Source organism: Vibrio sp. Isolate34 (assembly GCF_022397915.1).
Taxonomy (GTDB): domain Bacteria; phylum Pseudomonadota; class Gammaproteobacteria; order Enterobacterales; family Vibrionaceae; genus Vibrio.
Genome location: NZ_JAKEUO010000005.1, coordinates 210,975 through 232,355 on the forward strand (window position 1 = coordinate 210,975; position 21,381 = coordinate 232,355).

The 21,381-nt window shown below is 44.2% G+C and carries 12 protein-coding genes and 1 pseudogene; 8 read left to right on the forward strand and 5 right to left on the reverse strand.

Annotation, left to right across the window (positions count from 1 at the left end; genetic code table 11):
• The first annotated feature begins 9 nt into the window (after window positions 1-9).
• The 4 genes from helD (at window position 10) to L1D22_RS08040 (ending at window position 8,868) form a co-directional block, all read left to right on the forward strand.
• Window positions 10-2,085 carry a DNA helicase IV gene (helD, locus tag L1D22_RS08025; RefSeq protein ID WP_239829334.1) on the forward strand — a complete coding sequence of 692 codons (2,076 nt, stop codon included), beginning with the start codon at window positions 10-12 and terminating at the stop codon, window positions 2,083-2,085.
• Window positions 2,086-2,174: 89 nt separating this feature from the next.
• Complete coding sequence (locus L1D22_RS08030; RefSeq protein ID WP_239829335.1) at window positions 2,175-2,525, forward strand: VOC family protein; 351 nt, start codon at window positions 2,175-2,177, stop codon at window positions 2,523-2,525.
• 333 nt (window positions 2,526-2,858) lie between these two features.
• On the forward strand, window positions 2,859-3,884 hold the full coding sequence (locus tag L1D22_RS08035) for a two-component system response regulator (protein ID WP_239829336.1): 1,026 nt from the start codon (window positions 2,859-2,861) through the stop codon (window positions 3,882-3,884).
• Window positions 3,885-3,945: 61 nt separating this feature from the next.
• Window positions 3,946-8,868: a transporter substrate-binding domain-containing protein gene (locus L1D22_RS08040; protein WP_239829368.1), complete on the forward strand. Its 4,923-nt coding sequence runs from the start codon at window positions 3,946-3,948 to the stop codon at window positions 8,866-8,868.
• Between the two features lie 94 nt (window positions 8,869-8,962).
• On the opposite strand, the gene L1D22_RS08045 is transcribed toward L1D22_RS08040, so the two are convergent.
• Window positions 8,963-9,853 (reverse strand): LysR family transcriptional regulator, encoded by an 891-nt coding sequence (locus L1D22_RS08045; RefSeq protein WP_239829337.1) that lies wholly within the window; start codon window positions 9,851-9,853, stop codon window positions 8,963-8,965.
• Between the two features lie 282 nt (window positions 9,854-10,135).
• Here L1D22_RS08045 and L1D22_RS08050 point away from each other — a divergent pair, with 282 nt between their 5' ends.
• Window positions 10,136-11,311 (forward strand): MFS transporter, encoded by a 1,176-nt coding sequence (locus tag L1D22_RS08050; protein WP_239829338.1) that lies wholly within the window; start codon window positions 10,136-10,138, stop codon window positions 11,309-11,311.
• Window positions 11,312-11,550: 239 nt separating this feature from the next.
• Here the strand turns inward: L1D22_RS08050 and L1D22_RS08055 are convergent, their stop codons facing one another.
• Window positions 11,551-14,307, reverse strand: coding sequence for an immune inhibitor A domain-containing protein (locus L1D22_RS08055; RefSeq protein WP_239829339.1), 2,757 nt, complete (start codon window positions 14,305-14,307; stop codon window positions 11,551-11,553).
• A 47-nt stretch (window positions 14,308-14,354) separates the two neighbouring features.
• Window positions 14,355-14,717 carry a hypothetical protein gene (locus L1D22_RS08060; RefSeq protein ID WP_239829340.1) on the reverse strand — a complete coding sequence of 121 codons (363 nt, stop codon included), beginning with the start codon at window positions 14,715-14,717 and terminating at the stop codon, window positions 14,355-14,357.
• 420 nt (window positions 14,718-15,137) lie between these two features.
• Between L1D22_RS08060 and L1D22_RS08065 the strand changes: the two are divergent.
• From L1D22_RS08065 to L1D22_RS08075, 3 genes and pseudogenes are all read left to right on the forward strand, one after another.
• Window positions 15,138-15,275, forward strand: a pseudogene (locus L1D22_RS08065) (Lrp/AsnC family transcriptional regulator); the annotation flags it as partial.
• Between the two features lie 164 nt (window positions 15,276-15,439).
• On the forward strand, window positions 15,440-17,002 hold the full coding sequence (locus tag L1D22_RS08070; protein WP_239829341.1) for a PAS domain-containing methyl-accepting chemotaxis protein: 1,563 nt from the start codon (window positions 15,440-15,442) through the stop codon (window positions 17,000-17,002).
• Between the two features lie 212 nt (window positions 17,003-17,214).
• Window positions 17,215-17,829 (forward strand): hypothetical protein, encoded by a 615-nt coding sequence (locus L1D22_RS08075; protein ID WP_239829342.1) that lies wholly within the window; start codon window positions 17,215-17,217, stop codon window positions 17,827-17,829.
• Window positions 17,830-17,931: 102 nt separating this feature from the next.
• On the opposite strand, the gene tkt is transcribed toward L1D22_RS08075, so the two are convergent.
• Entirely contained in the window at window positions 17,932-19,923 is a 1,992-nt protein-coding gene (gene tkt / locus L1D22_RS08080) for a transketolase (RefSeq protein WP_239829343.1), read from the reverse strand.
• 86 nt (window positions 19,924-20,009) lie between these two features.
• On the reverse strand, window positions 20,010-20,960 hold the full coding sequence (tal, locus tag L1D22_RS08085) for a transaldolase (protein ID WP_046209277.1): 951 nt from the start codon (window positions 20,958-20,960) through the stop codon (window positions 20,010-20,012).
• Window positions 20,961-21,381 lie beyond the last annotated feature (421 nt).

Here is a 21,381-nt window from a genome sequence, read left to right on the forward strand (position 1 = left end):
CACACTCCAATGCAGCTAAGCGCTAACAAGACTGCACAGTTTTTTATTCAAAATGAATATCATCAGGTTGAACTTGATGGTTCACGTCTGCTGTTATCTTCAGTGGGCAGTGAGGAACGCATCCCGTTTACTATTTGGAGTGGCAAGATAGCGATAAAGCGCGGATTGTTTTGGGGATCGTTACAGTTTTTTGCTAACCAACAAGACGGTAAACAGCGCAGTTGGTTAGTTCAAGGTTTGCCATGGGATCAATGTCGTCAGTTTGCACGTACATCGGTTGCAGCTTATCAAAAATGGCACGACACACAGTGTGAACAATTGGCTGAGCACGTTCCTAAATGGGAAGCCGAATTAACACGTCTGGAGCAGCTTCCAGCCTTCTTACCTCATTCTAAAGTCAACACTTGGGTCGACATGGTCAACGCTGGTTTAGAAAGCATGACAATGACTTTAGACGAAGCCGCACAGCGCATGCCAAACCGTATTGCGCGAATGCAGCCTTGGCTATCTGAAACCGAGATCAAGCAAGCAGAACGAAACCAGCAATGGCTAGAGACAGAAAGGAAGAACTGGGAAGTGTTGTTTGCTCAGTGTGAGTCGTCTCCTTTGAACTTGTCGCAGCAATACGCAGTTTTGATGAACGATAACCATAACCTGATTCTTGCAGGTGCTGGCTCGGGTAAAACCAGTGTGTTGACTGCTCGCGTCGCTTATCTATTGCAAAGTCATCAGGCGCAAGCTGAAGAGCTTCTACTGCTCGCATTTGGGCGTGAAGCCGCGGAAGAGATGAAGCAGCGTTTGGATAGCAAAATCGGCTTATCCGCCGAGAAGGTACAAGTGAGCACTTTCCACCAGTTAGGTTTGAAGATCCTGAATCAGGTTGAAACCGAGCGTGTTGTGATTTCTCCATTAGCCTTGGATGATAATCAGCGCCAAGCTTGGTGTATTGATTGGTTGAAGAAGCACTGGATGACACCGACCAACTTCAAGCGTTGGCAAAAGCACTTGTCTAAATGGCCAATTGCCTATCTAACGGGTGATGATGAACTTGGGAGCCATGTTTCAAACCTCAAATTGATTGGCTGGCTCGAGAAGCAACTTGAACAGCTGAATGCGTCAGGCCTAACTAAAAAAGAAGTACAACAGCAGCTTATTGATCACCGAGATTACACGCGCCTTAACAGTGAACTCTCCCTGTGTTGGCCTTGTGTGACGGCATGGCAGAAAGCACTGAAAGAAGAGAACCATATCGACTTCTCGACCATGATAAGCCGCGCGACCCAATACGTCGAAAAGGGTAAGTTTATCTCGCCTTGGAAGTTCATCATGATCGATGAGTATCAAGATATCTCACCTGATCGTCTTGCTTTGGTTGAAGCGCTGTGTAATCAGTCGAAAGCTCAGCACCAAGCTTCTATTTTTGCAGTGGGTGATGACTGGCAGTCAATCTACCAATTTGCAGGCGCCGATGTGGATCTCACGACTGGATTTAAAGACCGTTTCGAGAGTTCGACGATTCACCACCTAGATACCACTTATCGATTTAACAATCAGTTAGGTGCGGTTGCCAATCGCTTCGTACAAGAAAACCCGATTCAATTGCCGAAAGAATTGAACAGCTTCAAACAACAGAAGCAGAAGTCGGTGTACAGTGCGCCAAGTAAAGAAGTTGAGAAGATCCTCGACCAATTGAATCGTCAATCTAAGGGCAAAACTAATAAGTCTGTCCTGTTGCTTGGTCGTAATCATTACCACAAACCAGAGTTGTTGGAAGACTGGAAGAAGATCTTTACCTCCATAGACATCAGCTTCATGACTTGTCACGCCAGTAAGGGTAAAGAAGCCGATTTCGTCATTATCCTTTGTGTCGATGAAGGGCAGTTCCCAGCGAAGAAAAAACAGCTGCATATTGATGGTGCGTTAACAGAATCGTCAGACGTGTTCCCTTATGCTGAAGAGCGTCGCCTTTTCTACGTGGCAATGACTCGTGCGAAAGAGAAAGTATGGATCACGCATAGCGGAGATGGGTCTGGTTTCGTTCAAGAGCTGCATGGTTCGGATTACCCGGTAGTTCGTAAAAAGTGATGCCATTTGAGGTGATCGTCTAAGATTAGATTTTAAGCCACTTTGACTTGTCTCATTAGGTTGAAGTTCGAAAGTAAAAGGAAGCAGATATGGAACATGGCTCAATCAACTATATTGAATTTGCAGCGCGCGACATCGCGACAACCAAGGCGTTTTTCAGCCAAGTGTTTGCTTGGAAATTTGAAGATCATGGGCCTGAATATTCTGCTTTTGAAGGTAAAGGCTTAATGGGCGGGTTTTACTCGGCGGATCTGGTGTCTAATGCAGACAAAGGTGCAGCGTTGATGGTTTTCTATAGCGAAGACCTTGAGCAGACCGAACGTGACGTGATTGAGGCTGGTGGGGAAGTAAACCGCGAGATATTCAGTTTTCCTGGTGGTCGACGCTTCCACTTTCGAGAGCCAAGTGGCAACGAGATGGCGGTGTGGAGTGATAAGTAGTTATCTCTTTGAAGTTCTTAAATTTCGGACAAATAAAGAGACCATCACTATGCTGTAATGTTGATCAATTAAGTGACAATAATCGGTTGAACGATACATCAAGGATGTCAAAATCCGAGTGTTATTTTAACACTCGGATTTTTTTATGTTTATCATATCAGTCTCGTCAGCGATTTGACTCTGATGTTATCAAAACGGTCTTCAATCGTCAGTTTGATGTCACTCGAAGATCTAACTTAAATTTCTAACAAACAATTGTCATTTTCATGTTGAGTGGTACGAAAAGCCATCTACACTATGGTTATAACTGTTTGATTTTTATATGAGGCATCAATGAGTCGTAAACCAATAGTGTTAGTAGTAGATGACACGCCAAGTAACTTGGATGTGTTAACTGCAATACTCAAAGATACCTACCAAGTAAAGGTAGCCATTAACGGTACCATTGGCATCAAGATAGCGAAGATGGTGCCACAGCCTGACTTAATTCTCCTCGATATTATGATGCCTGATATCGATGGCTATGAGGTATGCAGTCAGCTAAAATCTCAGCCTAATACCGCGCATATCCCGATTATATTTGTGACCGCCAAAATTGACCCTGAAGCCGAAGTGAAAGGGCTGTCTTTAGGCGCTGTTGATTATTTAACGAAACCTATTACCCCTGAAATTGCTCTACAGCGTGTGAAGACCCATATTGCGTTGTATGACCAACAACGCGCCTTGTTCAGCCAAGTTAAAGAGAAAACCCAAGAGATCAATCTTGGCAAGCTAGAGACTTTGAATATCTTGGGTAGGGCAGCTGAATTCAAAGACAATGAAACGGGCATGCACGTTATGCGCATGAGTCATTATTGCGAAATATTAGCCAAAGCTTTAGGCATGACAGACGAAGACGCGGAAACCTTGCGTGATGCTGCTCCGATGCATGACATTGGCAAGATTGGTATTCCTGATAACGTGTTACTTAAGCCAGGTCAGTTGGATGCAGACGAATGGGCGACTATGCAGAAACATGTTGAGTTCGGTGTCGAGATACTTGGCAAGCAGGGTGATTCCAAATTAATGCAAATGGCCATTCAAGTTGCGCAATATCACCATGAAAAGTGGGACGGCAGTGGTTACCCAAACCAGATAGCAGGTGAAGATATTCCTTTAGTTGGGCGTATCGCTGCGGTTGCGGATGTATTTGATGCTCTGACCGCAGAAAGACCCTACAAAAAGGCGTGGAGTGTCGATGAAGCGTTGAGTTTGTTTGAAGATCAGAAAGGCAAACACTTTGATCCGAGAATCGTAGAATTGTTGTTTGAAAACTTACCTCAAATTTTAGCCATTAAAGAAAAATTCAAAGATGATTAATCTCTTCACTAAATGTTGTGCATTCGTGTTGGAGTTAAAAAACAGAGTCGTCCTATTCACGATGTGGTTATTGGCGGGGCTATGCTTCAACGCGAGTGTCAGCGCCGCCGAAGTGACAGACGCGCAGTTAAACCGCTGGCTCGACAATAAACCCACGGTTACTTTTATCGCCCTTACCAATCATTATCCCTATTCATTTCTTGACGATAACGGACAGGTTTCTGGAATTATCAAGGATTGGACACTCGATCTTGAAGAGAGATTCGGGGTCAATGCTCGTTTCATCAGTGTTAATTCACGTGTAGAAGCGAAAGCCGCACTGCTCGATGGGCGAGGTGATGTGTTCCCTTTTCAGCAGTTTGACCTGAGTGGGGATAAGCGTGTTCTAGTGAGTGAGCCCTATGTGCCTTATCAAGTCGCGATAATCGTTCCGGCCGATAGCACAATTGATACCAACCTAGATCAAACCCCTAAGCGTCGCATCGCCATGGTTAATGAAGATATTGACTTAGAGCGTGCTGGCGTTCAATTGACCTCTATTGAGCGTGTTGATTTTGATAGTGTTATTGATGCTGTGCGTGCGCTAGGTGAAGGTGATGTTGAAGGCGTTGTCGGGGAACCTATCACCATCATGGATCTTGCGAATAAGATAGGAGTTGATGATTTAACGGTCAATTATCTGCTTGATCATTGGAAGTGGTTTGAAGCATCGATAGTGGTCCGAGCTGGTGAAAAGGAGCTGCTGGCATTAGTTAACAAGCAGATTGAAAGCATCGATGTTAATGATAAAAACCGGATTTTATCAAAGTGGTTAGACACCTCCCCTTATCGAGTGCCACTTAAGGGGGTATTTGGTTTTAGCAATCCTCCTTATATGTATCCCGATAGTACTGCGGTAGGTCTGGAGCATGAAATTATTCAACGAGCCCTTAATGATATGGGTTACAAGTTAGATGACGTTGTCACCCTTCCACCTAGCGCAGCGCGAAAAGCCATTGATAGCAATAACGCAATAGCTTTTGTGTCTGGCGTTCAATTTGGTGATCCCGATACTCACTTCTTGAGTGACAATGTACTCGACATTGAGTTTATCCCCGTTTCACTGACTCGACGAAAGCTCAACCTCCAATCTCAGAGTAATCTTTCATTAGGGGCGCTACTATTTGATGAAACTTCGCGAATCAAAAATTCTATTGAGGCTCTGAAGGGTAAGGTAGACATTGAACGTGTCGAGGATTACGAAGGGCTTGAATCGGCATTTTCACAGTTAAGAGCGCAAAATGTTGATTTGTTGATGGTAGAAAGACGAGTGCTTGAATGGTTTATCACCAATACTCGTTTTATTGAAATGGCAGAGCTCACGCTGCATGATGAGTATAAGATTGCGTATTCGAACTATGTCGATTTTAGGAGTGAAGAAATCAGAGACAGCTTTAACGCTGCGATAAAAAAGCTCAAGCAAGCGGATGACGGCTTAAGTGAAATCATAGAGTTACAGGTCCAGAATGACTTTAGCCAAATCCTTAAAAAAGCGAATGTGATCGCACAAATATCCGCATATTTTATCGTTAATGACCGTTTTGAAGAGTTGCCTAGGTTGTTTGAAACTTTCGATACCGCCAGCTCGTTTCAGGTGATCACCGCTCAAGCGGATAGTGATAGTCGTCCTATCAAATCTTGGAACATCGGCAACTTAGTGGATGATTACGGGGAGAAGAAGAATACTTCCCACTTTTCGTCGGTAACCAAAGTGGCCAATTACCGAACCAAGGGCGGAAGCACGAATGCTGGCTCTATGACTTTTTATTTTGATACTAAGACGCTAGAGCGGAATCATGTTTACTTCCCATCTGTTGAGCAATTCGATTCATTTGGTGATGCGGCAAAACGTTATATCGCTGATGTTTATCAAGTAAATAATTTGACTGGAGAGATCTTAGATCTCAGTCAAGAAGAGAGAGAGTGGATTAAAAACAATCCGGATGTACGGATAGGCATCGATCCAAACTCTCTTCCTTATGAGGCGGTATCAAATACTGGTGAATACATCGGTATGATTGATGATTATCTAACACTCATTGAGCAAAAAACAGGACTAAGTATCCTGCATGTAGATGTTGCCAATTGGTCTGAAACACGCCGTTTGGTTGACCACCATGAAGTCGAGTTAGTTTCTGCGGCTAAAGAGAATCTGTCGTTAAGCGATAATGTCAAAGCTGCAAAGAGTTTGTTCTCGAGCCGTTTAGCGCTAGCGTCGAGGCGAGATGTTAGTAGCTTAGTGTTGGAAGAAGCGACGGGGTGGAAAATAGGTATTCTGAAAAATGCAGCCAACACCGATGCGATTGTAGATAAATACCCGAATGTTGATTGGGTGCTGGTCGACTCCACCGCCACAGGACTTACCATGCTGGATGATAAGAGCCTGGATGGCATGATTGATACCGTCGATGTACTCAATTATCTTATTGATTCATATGGTCACCGAGAGGTGGGGATTATCGGGCGATTGGACTTTTTCCTTTCTCCGACCTTACATGTGACCAAGTCAGAACCTTTGCTTTATTCAATTTTGGATAAGGCAATTGCCAACATTTCCGCAGAAGAACATCAGAAGATCTCAGCAAAGTGGGCGGCACCTAAAGCGATAGAAAGGGTCGACTACAAGTTGGTTTACACCATTTCGGTTTTCTCGCTGGTTATCCTTCTGCTTATTATTTTCTGGAACCGTAAATTAGCGAAGCAGATCAGTATTGCTAATGAAGCGACTGAAGCCCTCAAAAAGGCGCAGAACCAGCTCTACAATATGCTCAATAGCTCTCCGATTGCGGCTTGTGTGGTGTTTGAGGAAAAGGTTCGTTACGCCAATGATACAGCGAAGCGCCTATTTGGTTTTGAAAATCAGCCACTTTCGTCTATCGACGTGGTGGCTATTCACGATTCTTTGGCCGTTCGTGATGAAGTGCATCAAGAGCTTGCTCTCAATGGCAAGGTTGAGAATAGAGAGTTGGTACTCAAGCGATCGGATGGCACTCGATTTGTCGCCTTGGTGAGTTACTATTTGTTCGAATTGGATGGTGAGTTAGCTACGCTATTTTGGGCATTCGATATTTCTGAAATGAAGCATCTTAACGAGCAACTGGAAGAAGAGAAAGAGAGGGCGGATCTTGCGAGCCAAGCGAAATCGGAATTCTTAGCCAATATGAGCCATGAGATAAGAACACCAATGAACGCAATTATTGGTTTGTCTTATCTAGCGATTGGCGAAATATCTAACCCAGTAGCTCGAAATTATATCGAAAAAGTACACCGTTCTGGCCATTCGTTACTCAGTATTATCAATGACATCCTTGATTTTTCAAAGATAGAAGCAGGGCAACTTGTTATTGATAACATCCCGTTTGATCCTGTGACGACCTTTAGAGATGTGATTGAGTTGATGGAGTCTAAAGCGGCTGAGAAGCAACTCAATTTGTCGATGGTCATCGGCCCAGAGTTAGACACACCATTGCAAGGCGATCCATTGAGGCTGTTCCAGGTCATACTCAACCTTGTTGGTAATGCGATTAAGTTTACGGAAAAAGGCAGCGTAGCCTTAACTGTGGAGCATGTTGACTCTAATGATGACAGCCTGACCATGAAGGTGATGGTGGCCGATACTGGCATAGGAGTTTCTGATGAAAATCTACACAAGCTCTTTGAAGCATTTAGCCAAGCGGATAGTACAACTACGCGTAGGTTCGGTGGCACAGGGTTAGGACTCAATATTAGCCAGAAGTTGGTTCATGCGATGGGAAGCAAGATAACGGTTGAGAGTGTGCTAGGACAAGGCAGTGAGTTTTCTTTCGAATTGACATTACCAAGAGCGACTCATGAAGAGTTAGCGAAGTTTAAATCCCAAGAGCTGCAATTGGATTATCAGATAGAGTTCAAAGGTCAAAGGGTATTGCTCGTTGAAGATAATGAGTTGAATCAAGATCTAGCTTTGGCATTCTTCACTCGCTCTAAACTGAATGCTGACTTGGCTAAGAATGGTAAAGAGGCGGTAGAGTTAGCTCAAATCAATGATTACGAAATGATTTTTATGGATCTTCAAATGCCTATTATGGATGGCTTTGAAGCGACAAGATTGATTCGTGAGTTTAATAAAGAAGTGCCTATTATTGCGATGTCGGCCAATGTGTTTGCCGATGCGAAACAGCGAGCGAGGAAAGCGGGTGTAACCGACTTCTTGGATAAGCCAATTGTTATTGATAAAGCGATGTCTTTGATTACGAGGTACATTGTTCCTGAGGTGCTAGTAGAAGGTCGAGCGCCATCTGACTCGTCTTCACATATGAAACAGACTGTTGATTCTAATGAGAGTGCGGTATTAAGCTCTGATGCCTCAATTGAGCCACCTACTTTCTCTCAGTCGAGATTTGAGCAACTGACTTATCATGATGTGAGACTGCAGGCCAAGATGCTTAATAGGTTCTGCCAAGTCGCGCCAGATACGATGTCGGAAGCTTCTGATAATTTAGTACAAGGCGATTGGGAAACGTTAGAGCGTAATCTTCATACTTTAAAAAGTATGGCGGCTTCGATTGGTGGATTACGATTAGCTGAACGACTCAGTGATTTAGAACACAAGGCTCATAATAAGGCGTGTAATGAGCAGGATCTTAAACAAGGTGAACTTGAGCTAGTTGAGCTGATTAAAGAGCTCGAGAGCAGCTTTGATATGCCTTGCGCTGAAGACGCTGATGCGGCATGTACTCAGGAAACCGAGCTAAGTAGTGATGAAGCATTGGATTCACCTCTTATCACGCAAGAGCAGCGCACTAAATTGTTATCACTGCTCGAGGCTTATGATAACGATGCAACTCAATATGTGACTGAGTTACAGGCACAGTATCCGCATTCTGTTGTTCTTAAAGATGTTCGAAGTGCGTTAGATAACTACGACTTTGAAGGAGCTAAAGAGGGGCTTGGCGCTTCTGAGTAGCGGTCTTTTATAAATATCACTTCAACATTAAAGCCTTTAGCTCTTACAGCGAAATAACCAACTAGCTAAAGGCTTTAAGTCTATTTGTACCGAACTAATTACTGACGTTTTGTTTGATTAGCTCGATCACTGTGTTGTATCTGTGTGGTAGTTTTCGGTTCCGCTTTTGAACCAAATATAAGGTTTCTTCAACTTCTACCTTCGGCCGTACGACGTGCAGCTTATCCTTTTCAGCAAAGTGCTCAACGGCTCCGGCCGGTAATACAGTGAACCCCAGCCCCTTAGATACAGGTAATAGAATCTGGTGAAGCTGATTGATATAACCAGATGTCGGTATTTCGTTGATGTTAATGTTCGCTAAATCTTTATCCCCGCAGAGATCGAAGTACAAAGACAGATAGTGAGCAGAATCGGGGTGAGCAATCAGGCCAATCTCGTGAAGAACTTGTGGGGTAATTTCTAGATCGGCAAGGCTGTGATGGACAATAAGACACAAGGCTTCTTTGCCTATCACTTGGCTTTGGTAATAACTGTCGTTAGGTGAGTGCCTTACAATACCGATATCCGTTGTGCCTTGCAGCAGGTCGTTCAATATCTTCTGGTTCGGTGCTGCTTCGAGGTGAATGTTTAACTCTCGATGTTGCTGCTGAAGTTCAAGAAACTCTGGATAAAGGCGCAAAGAGAGTGAGCCAGAACATGAGACATTACATTGCCCTGAATATGGGTTATCGAAACTTAACGACTCAAAAAGATCTTCTTGGTCTTTCTCTAGCTTAAGCGCATAGCGATACATAATCCGACCCTGTTCGGTCAGCTCGAAGCTTTTATTTTCCCGAGATAGCAGGTCACAATTGCAAGCTTGTTCAAGCTTCTTGATGTGCTGGCTCACTCCTGGTTGTGTCATGTACAACTTTTCTGCGGTTTGGGTGAAATGTCCAACTTCAACCAGAGTCTTAAATGTATTGAGCCAAAGTGGATTAATCATACTCACCTTTAAATTCCGTAGCTCATAAATCAAAGAGCTTCTAAGTAGCAAAGCTCATGAACAATAAAGCTTATGAATAACAAAAAATTATTATTATCTTAAGTCATGATAATTTCAACGTTCAGAACGTCAAGCCGAGAAGAACACGGTATCTTTGGTGGAATATTGTTCGAGTTATCAAGAGAATGGCCATTTACTTGAATTCATCACACGTAACAAAGTGTTGCGACTTTGTTGTATTTTTGGTCTATTGACCAACTGTACTCATATTTAGGAACGAAGATGAATAGAAATGTTTGGCTGCTCTCACTGTGTCAGGCCTTATTGATGACAGGTAACATCTTACTGATTTCGGTGATTGGTTTGATAGGTAAGCAGATTGCACCCAGTGTCAGCATGATTACTCTGCCTGTTGCCTTACAGTTTTTGGGCTTAATGGCAGCCACCATTCCTGCATCTTTAATTTCAGGTAAGTTAGGACGAAAACGAGGGTTTAGTATCGGTAATGTGGTTGGAATTACCGGAGCAAGCCTTGCGACTTACGCGTTATCTCAACAACATTTCTATCTGTTTTGCTTCGCCACATTTTTACTCGGGATAGGTATTGGTTTTGGTACGCTTTATCGCTTCGCTGCTATTGAAGTGTGTGATGAAAATGCAAGACATCGCGCAATTTCTATCTCTATGGCTGGTGGCGTTCTTGCCGCTGTATTGGGGCCAAACTTAGCGATCATGTCTCAGCAGTGGTCGCAAGATGGCCTTTATATTGGTGCCTTTGCCTCTTTGATTGGTTTGAACATTCTTGCGTTACTCATCTTACAAACCATTCGATTTCCAAAAGTCTCTTTTAATCGTCAGGCGCCGAAAGCCGAGCCTCTCAGTGTGATTGTGAAAGCGCCTAACTTTATCGGTGCTGTGTTCGCAGCTATGGTCGCTTATGCCGTGATGAATATTCTAATGACGGCAACACCATTGGCGATGATCGGTTGTGGATTCGACTTCACTAAGGCCGCCGGTGTAATCGAGTGGCACGTATTGGGTATGTTTGTACCGGCATTCTTTACTGGCTCACTTATCGAGAAGTTTGGTTCGCGAATGATGATTTTGGCGGGTGGGGTATTATTTGTTGTTTGTATTGCTATCAATATTCATGGCGAATCTATCTGGCACTTCCGAGCGGCTTTGGTGGTACTTGGTGTAGGTTGGAATTTTATGTTCATCGCTGCAACAGGCTTGTTTAGTCAGTCTTACCAATCGCAAAACAAAGCTAAGGCGCAAGCATTTAATGAATTCGTTGTGTTTGGTTGTGTGACCGTTACTGCATTACTCTCTGGTTGGCTAGAATCGACCGCAGGGTGGCAGAACTTAAATATCTACGTATTACCATTCGTGTTAGCGGTTATCTTATTGTTCGCGTTCAACGCACGTAAATCACGTATTCAAAAGCAGCCTGTATAACGAGTATCGAGTTTGAATCAGTAAATCTATTGCTCAGAGCAAATTACGATTCCTTGGAATACAGACAAATAAAAAGCCCTTCACATGTCGGTAGGGCTTTTGCTTACGGCTTAAATAATAACAATTTCTTAAAACTGCTGTCTTGGCTTAGATCCAATGACAACAGTACTTAAGCTTTGCTTATTAGTACGCACGTTATTGGCGAGGTACTTGTTTCAATGACTTGAGGTTGGAGCGACTTACAGGTCGACCATAATGGTCTTCGTCGTAATCCCACCTTGGTCATCGATTATCTTCAAGGTCACTTCATGTTTCCCGTATGAAGGGAAGATAGAAGTGTATGTGCGACCTCGTTTTACCTTTCCATTGGGAAGTGTCCATTCAGTATCAACAATACGGCCATCACTGTCAGAGCTTGTTGTCCACATGGTGACCCAGCGTCCCAAGTGGATGTACTTCGCACTTGCTTCCGGTAGATCGTTTGGAGATTCAACACTCACTACAGAGCTGAACGAATCAGTGGCGCCTTTGTCGTCGACAACCGTCAAGTTCACCGTGTAATCACCGGCTTGCTCGTAAGACCAAGTTGGTGCCATTTCGTTGCTTGTTGCACCGTTACCAAAGTCCCATAGATAACTGGTGATCTCACCGTCTTGATCAGAACTGAAGTTACGTGAAGAAAGGTTCAGGCCAGTAACATTGAGCTCGAAGTTCGCAGTAGGGGCGACGTTATGTTGGCTTACTTTAGATAAGCGCACCACACCGTATTCGTTGTCGTTACTCTGATTCAAAATATCAACGGCTAAGCCAAACTCCGTCAGGATACGTCCTGAATCAGGCGCTTGAGGAGAAGTGTAGTCTTGGCCGTCAGAGAAGCTAGCGTTACCAAGCAAACTGGTATCTTCAAGTACATCATTGTCGCTGTTTACAAGTCGCATTGGCGTGTGATCTTTAAGTGAGAACGCAGCATCTCGAACTTGGTAGCGTGTTTGAGCAATTTCGCCTGAGTTTTCCCATACCATGGCGTTTTGGTCTGCGTCTACAACACCTAACCAACCTTCACCTGGGTGCTTGCCAACCCAGTTATCGGTAAGTGATTCGTCGATATACCAAATGATCAGACCCGGATCGAATGACATCAATTGACCCATGCGTTTGATGTTAGCTAGGCCTTCATCAACGTCCATGTGGCTGCGCCATTGCAATAGGTAGTAGTGCTGGGCTTGATGGAATCCATTACTCAGCTTGTAGCCATTAAGGGCGAAGGTGGAGTTGCTTTCACCATCGTCTATCTCAGTCACTTCACCATCGACAACCACAGTAAGGTTATCCAGATACAAACCTTCCATTGCCAAGCCACCGTCTGTGATGTACTCAAACGAAAGCTCTACTTCTTGGCCTGTCCATTGTGAAACGTCAAACTCAGCATCAATCCAACCGCCAGACTCACCACCAATCGCAGGGACTAGACCCGTGTTGTATGGGTCATCCATTGAGGTGATGTTGCCTGCGATGGCATGTCCATTCACGAGCACGCGTGCAAAGTCGTAATCTTTCTCGATTTCGTACCAAGTTTTAAACGAAAGCAGCGCTGAATCACCCACTGGAATCACCAACTTACGAGTCATGCTGTTTTTCAGGTCATCGCCTTTTTGTGAGTGGAAAGAGTACCCACCAGCAAACGGTTTCAAACCCTCGATCTGCTTCTCCGGAAGATCCACTTTAATCATGTTCGGACGGCTGTTATCTGTGGTTTGGAACAGTGTATAAACCTGTGGATGGTCTTCTAGGTCGTCAATTGAGATTTGATCATCGTTAATCCAACGACCACCAATCGACTTCTGTAGGAAGTGTTTTGCCCAAGAACTGAATGCGGTTGGTTGAGTACCACCAATTTGACCGGCCCAACTGCCAGAAGACATGATAGACCAGTATGAAACGGGCTCACCTTTACCTGTGTACTGCGTGTCGTACTCGTCAGGCAGACCTAAATCGTGACCATATTCGTGAGCACAAACACCCGCTGCCGCATCAATCGGCTGAATGGTGTAATCAAATGCGGCGTATTGGCCGTTAAAGCGTTCTGGAAGCGAGCTAGAGGTGCCTTCTAGCACATGAGTGCGACCAAGGTTGAATCGGTGAGACCAGATTGCATCAGGGCCTAAAACACCACCACCGGCTTCTTCGCCTACGGATGCGTGAAATACCATTAGGTGATCAATCACGCCATCGGGTTCACGGAAATTTCCGTCGCCATCATAATCGTAACGATCTTCGATGTCATAATCCGCGAGGTTGATGCTCGGATCTTGAGCCAATTGATTGAGCGCTTCGCGAACCAGTTCTTGTGCGTTCAAGTCATTGTCGGTGGTCGGGGAGTTGCCACCATAGAAAGACGCAGGCTTCGAGGCGCGATACCAACCGGCAGCTTGGCCCGCAACGCTATAACTGTCTCCCGATTCACTTTGATAATATTGGCGCATCGAGATTAGGTTTTCACCATTCGGCCCTGTGTAACCCGAATTTGAAAACAACAATTCTTGATAATGTTCTGGGTTGTAGCTCTCGTAGAGCATTTGCGTGTGCTCTTCGGTTAGCCTGTTGTCATCCCAGTTCAAATCAGGAAAATCGACTAAAAGAGCGAGCACCTTGTCGGTACGCTTGGTGCCGACTTCCAAAGCAAAGACGCTCGCTTTTTTAACGCCAGACCCTTTTTCGATGGCTTTGAGTATTTTCGCTCGTTGTTCTAACGCTTTTTTACCGAATTGAGCATCGCCTTTAAAGCCAGAGTTGATCTTGTTCTTTAAATAACGATCAAGAGCATCGTATTTTGCAATATCGCTTGCGTCTTGTTCGACTAAGCCTTGTCTTACTAGCATTTCAATCAGTTTGTCTTCGTTTACAACACCCAAATCAATCGGTGTTTTAGCATAACTACTGACGCTAAATAGAGTAAGTATTGCTGAAGCTAGCAATGTTTTTCTCATTATCTTCATTACATTTCCTTTTTGTATTTCCATGTCGATATCAGAATCAACAAGCCTTATTCAGAATGGTTGTCCGAGCTTGGCTTAATACACTCTTTTGGTGTTTTAGGTATCTGACGTTTATTAGTTAACTTGTTTTTACTTTCTATCTCGTTTGTATTACCAGGCTCATTTTCATTACCTACATCATTGGTACTTTCTATTTCTTGCTTATTTTTCAAATCAAACTGACTGCCTTTCACATGCTTTGCGTTGAGATAGATACGTAAAGCTTCGCGGTTGCCCTCGTAGGTTAAGCCGGGACAAATAACGCCTCTTTCAATCAATGACTTGAGCAACAGTTCATCATTCTCAATGGTGGAAGCCTGTGACAGTGAGGAGAAAAGTAGAACCATTAAAGCCATTGTTTTGTGTGACATTTTTATATCAAGCCATCAGTTTTGATTGTGTAACAAAATATATTTATAAAATTAATCAATCAAACTGATAGTTATCACAAATCATTATCCGTTCAGGTTTCAACATTAAGAGTTAATATCAAATAAGATCTATTGTTTATTTTATTGTCAGCTATTTAGTGAATTTTGATGCATTAATAGTTGATAGTCTTAATAATTAATAACAATGTTAGGCTTATGGTTACTATGCTGGAGAGTGCTTTATATAAGGTATCGGAGATTAATTAACTAACGAGATGCTCTATTTTTTATTTTTAATAAATACACGTAATAATTGAGTGTTTGGTAAATAATCATTCTCAAATTATTTTCACGAGAAATACAATCAATTAGTTGTTCAAGCATGATTTAAAGTGCTTCACGAAGGGGGATTTCCCTGGTACGGTCAAAGACATTCAAGCCTATGAAGATTTTGTGGAGCGGGTGCTGCGTAAAGACTTAAACATTCGAAAGTTCCACACCTCTGTATCAATGAGAACGGTGAAGTTTAGTACCGCAGTGAACTTAGATGAGTCATAAACGTTAGCTAGAAGATATGTGATGTATTGAGCTTTGTGAGGTCACTGGCTTATTTTTGTTTAAATAGCAGGCATTTACACAAAATGTGATGTTCACATTTTGTCATAACTTTAATAATTGTATATATTCCTCGCCTAAAATAATAATTAACAAAAGTTAATATAATGACTGTCAGCTCATCTTCTCAATCTCGTGAAACGCTTCTCAGCGAAAATGAACAACTTGTCTCGACCACCGACCTTAAAGGCGTGATTACTTACAGTAATGATGCTTTTTGTCGTATCGCAGAATACAGCCAGCAAGAATTGCTAGGGCAACACCACAATATTGTGAGGCATGGTGATATGCCTAAGGCGGCGTTTGCCGACATGTGGGTAAATCTTAAGCAAGGTAAGGCGTGGCGCGGGATCGTAAAAAATAAGACTAAATCTGGTGGGTATTACTGGGTTGATGCTTACGTTACCCCAATCTACGAGAGTGGCAAGGTGAGTGGTTATCAGTCTGTTCGTGTTAAACCGAAGAACGAGTGGGTGCAGATTGCAGATAAGGCTTACCAAGGTTTATTGAAGGCTGAGAAGTCTGGTCGCCAATGGTCATTACAGATCAGTGACAGTGTTCGCTATGCCGTGTTATTGGGCTCTCTGGCTGCGCCTTTGGTTTCAAATCTTGTCGAAGTAGGACAAGTCTCTCAATGGCTTCTTAGCTTGTTACCTGTTTCTGCATTAGCTCTGCTGTTCCGACAAGAGTTGATTGATACTCCCTTGCAGCTGAAAAAACTGCAGTCGAAATTCGACAGTGTGAGCCGCCTGGTTTATTCAGGTAACAGCAAATTCTCAGTAGCTGATTTTCACTTGAAGTTGTTGTCTGCTCGAATTCGCACGGTATTAGGCCGTATGACCGATTCTGCGAAACCACTGCAAGACTTAGCCGATAATCTGAATGCTACTTCGTTTGAAGTATCAGAAGCGTTAGATCAACAAACCAAAGACATTCTACAAGTGCGTGAAGCAACGGAAGAGGTTGAAGTCACGGCGAATGAGGTCTCTTCTCGTACTGAAGAAGCGCATCAGATTGTTGATGTGACTCTGCAAACCTGTGCGGGTGCTAAAGAGAGTATTAACCAAACTCACCGCAACCTTGAAAACCTAGCTTCACAGGCCGAGAAAGCCACACACACGACGTACCAGCTGAGCGACCAAGCACAAAGCGTCAGTAAGATCATGGAAGAGATCGGTGGCATTGCCGAGCAAACCAACCTGTTGGCATTGAACGCAGCGATAGAAGCAGCGAGAGCGGGTGAGCAAGGTCGAGGTTTCGCAGTGGTTGCCGATGAAGTGCGGGCGTTATCCGGTCGAACATCTAAGGCGACGGTTCAAATCAAAGAGAGCATTGATACCATGCTCGCAACGATTGAGGGCTGGCAAAAAGATATTCTGGCAAACAGAGAACAGACAGACGCGTGTGGCGATGTGGCTAAGGTAAGCTCACAACGTTTATCGGAAGTTGAGAACCTGATGCAATCGATGAACGAGTTGATGCAGTCGGTAGAAAGTTCTGCGCATAAACAGCGTCAGCTATCGAGTGATGTTAACCTTCATATGCAGTCTATCGCTTCAACGGCCGAGCAGAACTTGGTTGCGACGCATTCCGTTAAAGACCACTCTACAGAGTTGAAAGAGCAAGTGAATGAATTCTATCAATTGGCGAAGCGTTTCGAAGAGAAATAGCGGTTAGATTTACGCCGAGTGAGAAATAAGAGAAAGCCTTGCGAAATTAGCAGGGCTTTTTTGTAGCTCAACGCTTTGCTTTGTTTTGAAAATCTTTGAAACACAAATAAAACACCGTTCAATTGTGATTGGGTTACAATTCTACTATTCCAATCAAATTTTGAGTTACTGAGATGCGCTCCCTTATTTTTACCGTTTTTTGTTTCAGTCTTATGAGTTTCCCAAGCTTAGCTTCAAAGGGTTCTCACTATCTTTATACGGGATATCAGAACACACGAGTCAGTGATGATGGCTTTCAGGATTACTTTGAAGGCTCTTACAACAACTCAGGCAGTAAGCAGCTTTACGGCGGATATTTCGGCGGCAATTATGCTGTAACGGATTCTCTGTTTGTTGGCTTCGACTCTTCAAAGACGACACGATCTTCAACGACTTTATCCGATCTGTCTATTCAATTGGGTTGGTACCATTCGGTCACTCAGCAGGTTGAACTGTACGCATCTGGAGGCGTTAACTGGGTGAAACCTAAGAGACGCTCTTCGTGTCGCAATGACAGTATTCTTGACCCATGCAACAGGGAAACCAACAAAAACTACGATGAAGGGTTTATCGGTGAAGCAGGTGCTGTGGTTTCGATTAACGAACGTTGGTCGCTGCAACCGTTTTACAGTTATACAGATACCTATGAACATGGTTTAAATAGTTTGGGGGTTGTGAGCTCGGTTAAGATTATCTCATGGCTTGCCGTTGATGCAGGTTATGACTACACATATAGCAAAAACCTAAAGCAAAACACCGTTCGAGTCGGCGCGCGGTTTAGCTTCTAGTCTTTAATCTCTAACTGACAACAGATACAAAAAGCCCCGCATTTTCATGCGGGGCTTTCGTTATGCATCAACCTATTTTAAGGCGAGACAATTGAATCAAGATTAAGCTAGAAGCTCTTTTGCTGTGTTTACTACGTTTTCAGTAGTGAAACCGAACATCTTGAATAGCTCGCCTGCCGGTGCAGATTCGCCGAACGTTGTCATACCGATGATCTTGCCACCGAAACCAACGTATTTGTACCAGAAGTCAGCGATACCAGCTTCTACTGCGATACGCGCTGTAACGTCAGATGGAAGTACAGACTCACGGTATTCAGCGTCTTGCTTGTCGAACGCGTCAGTTGCAGGCATAGATACTACGCGTACTTTCTTGCCTTCAGCTGTTAGTTCTGCAGCAGCGCTAACCGCTAGCTCAACTTCAGAACCTGTTGCGATAATGATAAGCTCTGGCTTGCCTTCACAATCTTTCAGGATGTAACCACCCTTAGCGATGTTAGCGACTTGTGCAGCGTCACGATCTTGTTGTGCAAGGTTTTGACGAGAGAAGATTAAAGATGTAGGGCCATCTTTACGCTCAATAGCCAGTTTCCAAGCAACTGCAGATTCAACTTGGTCACATGGACGCCATGTGCTCATGTTTGGAGTCAGACGTAGAGAAGCGATCTGCTCAACCGGTTGGTGAGTAGGGCCATCTTCGCCTAGGCCGATAGAATCGTGCGTGTAAACTTGGATGTTCTGAACTTTCATCAGAGCAGCCATACGCATAGCGTTACGAGCGTATTCCATGAACATTAGGAACGTTGCGCCGTATGGTACGAAACCACCGTGCAGAGCGATACCGTTCATGATAGCCGTCATGCCGAATTCACGTACACCGTAGTGGATGTAGTTACCAGAGAAGTCCGTTGCTTCAAGAGACTTAGAACCAGACCACATAGTTAGGTTAGAAGGCGCAAGGTCAGCAGAGCCGCCCATGAATTCTGGTAGCATAGCACCGAACGCTTCTAGTGCGTTTTGAGATGCTTTACGTGAAGCGATGTTTGCTGGGTTAGCTTGAAGATCAGCAATGATTTGGTTTGCTTTCTCTTCCCACTCAGCAGGTAGGTCACCGTTTACGCGGCGTTTGAATTCAGCTGCCAGCTCAGGGTATGCTGCTTCATAAGCTGCAAGTTTCTCGTTCCACGCTGCTTCCTTAGCTGCGCCTGCTTCTTTCGCATCCCACTCTGAGTAAACTTCCGACGGAATTTCAAAAGGACCGTGCTCCCAACCTAATTCTTTACGTGTTGCTGCAATTTCTTCAGCGCCTAGTGGTGCACCGTGACAGTCGTGCGTACCCGCTTTGTTTGGAGAACCAAAGCCGATAACTGTTTTAGTACAGATTAGAGTAGGGCGAGGATCCGCTTTAGCTGCTTCGATAGCGGCGTTAATAGCGTCAGCATCGTGGCCATCTACTGCTGGGATTACATGCCAGCCGTAAGCTTCGAAACGCTTAGGCGTATCGTCAGAGAACCAACCTTCAACTTCACCATCGATAGAGATGCCGTTGTCATCCCAGAAAGCAACCAGCTTACCAAGACCTAGCGTACCCGCTAGAGAACATGCTTCGTGAGAGATACCTTCCATCAGACAGCCATCACCCATGAATGCATACGTGTAGTGGTCTACGATGTCGTGGCCTTCTTTGTTGAACTGTGCCGCAAGCGCTTTCTCAGCCATTGCCATACCAACAGCGTTAGTGATGCCTTGACCTAGAGGACCAGTCGTTGTCTCGATACCTGGTGCGTAACCGTACTCTGGGTGACCTGGAGTCTTAGAGTGCAGTTGACGGAAGTTTTTAAGATCTTCAATTGAAAGCTCGTAACCTGCTAGGTGAAGCAGAGAGTAAATCAGCATAGAGCCGTGGCCGTTTGAAAGTACGAAACGGTCGCGGTCAGCCCACTCAGGGTTAGATGGGTTGTGGTTCAAGTGGCCACGCCAAAGAACTTCAGCGATGTCAGCCATACCCATAGGAGCGCCTGGGTGACCAGAGTTTGCTTGTTGTACGCCGTCCATGCTTAGAGCACGAATAGCGTTAGCTAGATGTTTGCGGTTCATAGAAACTTCCGAATAAAAATTAAGATAAACAAATTGATAAAAGTAGGGGAACTGAACGTTCCCCTATTTGAAATTGGTGAGAGTGATTACAGCTTAGCTGCGATCATGTCTTCCAGTTTGCCTTGGTCAACTGCGAAGTTGCGGATGCCTTCAGCTAGCTTCTCTACAGCCATTGCGTCTTGGTTGTGGTCCCATAGGAACTCAGCGTGAGTCATCGCTGCTGGACGCTCTTTAGTACCGTTAGAGTCGATTAGCTTCTCTACTACTTCACCTTCTGCTGCTTCTAGGTCTGCTAGAAGTTGAGGTGCGATAGTTAGACGGTCACAACCAGCAAGTTCAAGGATCTCGCCGATGTTACGGAAGCTTGCGCCCATAACAACAGTCTTGTAACCGTGGTCTTTGTAGTAGTTGTAGATATCTGAAACAGAGATTACGCCTGGATCTTCTGAAGCTTCGAAATCACGACCTTCTTTCGCTTTGTACCAGTCCATGATGCGACCTACGAAAGGAGAGATTAGGAATACGCCAGCTTCAGCACAAGCACGAGCTTGAGCGAAAGAGAACAGAAGCGTTAGGTTACAGTTGATGCCTTCTTTTTCTAGGATTTCAGCGGCACGGATGCCTTCCCAAGTAGAAGCCAGTTTGATAAGGATGCGGTCGTTAGTGATGCCAGCGTCGTTGTACATTTTGATAAGTTGACGAGCTTTAGCAACGCTGCCTTCCATGTCGTAAGAAAGACGAGCATCTACTTCAGTAGAGATACGGCCAGGTACAACTTTCAGGATTTCTTTACCGATGTTTACGTTAAGCATGTCGCAAGTGTCTTGAACTTGCTGTGCTTTGTCATCGCTTTGAGCTTTAGCGTATTCGATAGAAGCATCGATTAGAGGTGCGTACTCAGCAATTTGAGCAGCTTTAAGAATTAGAGATGGGTTAGTTGTTGCATCTTCAGGAGTGTACTTGCTGATAGCTTCGATATCGCCAGTGTCAGCTACAACAGTTGTTAGTTTACGAAGTTGCTCTAATTTATTGCTCATTTTGATCATCCTATGTATCGCATAACACCTCGTTAATGGGAGAGGTGTGGGCATTTGCAAGCTAACTAATGAAGTTCTCAATGGTTGTACCAGTGAGCCTAACTTACATTAATTTAAATTTTTCTCCGAACGAACATTTGTACAGAACATTTGATCGCTCGATGAGTAAATGATGTAGCCATATTTATCCGATCTAGCAGCAAAGTCAACGGTAAATAGTCCTGTATGGTGACTTCAGTCAAATATATTTCGCTCTAGTAATCATGGGGTATGCAAGCAAACGTTTAACGGGCAGAGTGAGGTGAATTAATCAGCAATAAAACCAAGGCTATCACTGTGAACAAATGTTCCTTGTTGTTACATATGTTCGCGGTGTAAACTTGTGTATCACTTGCTGATGCATCGAACATTTGTTCTCAAA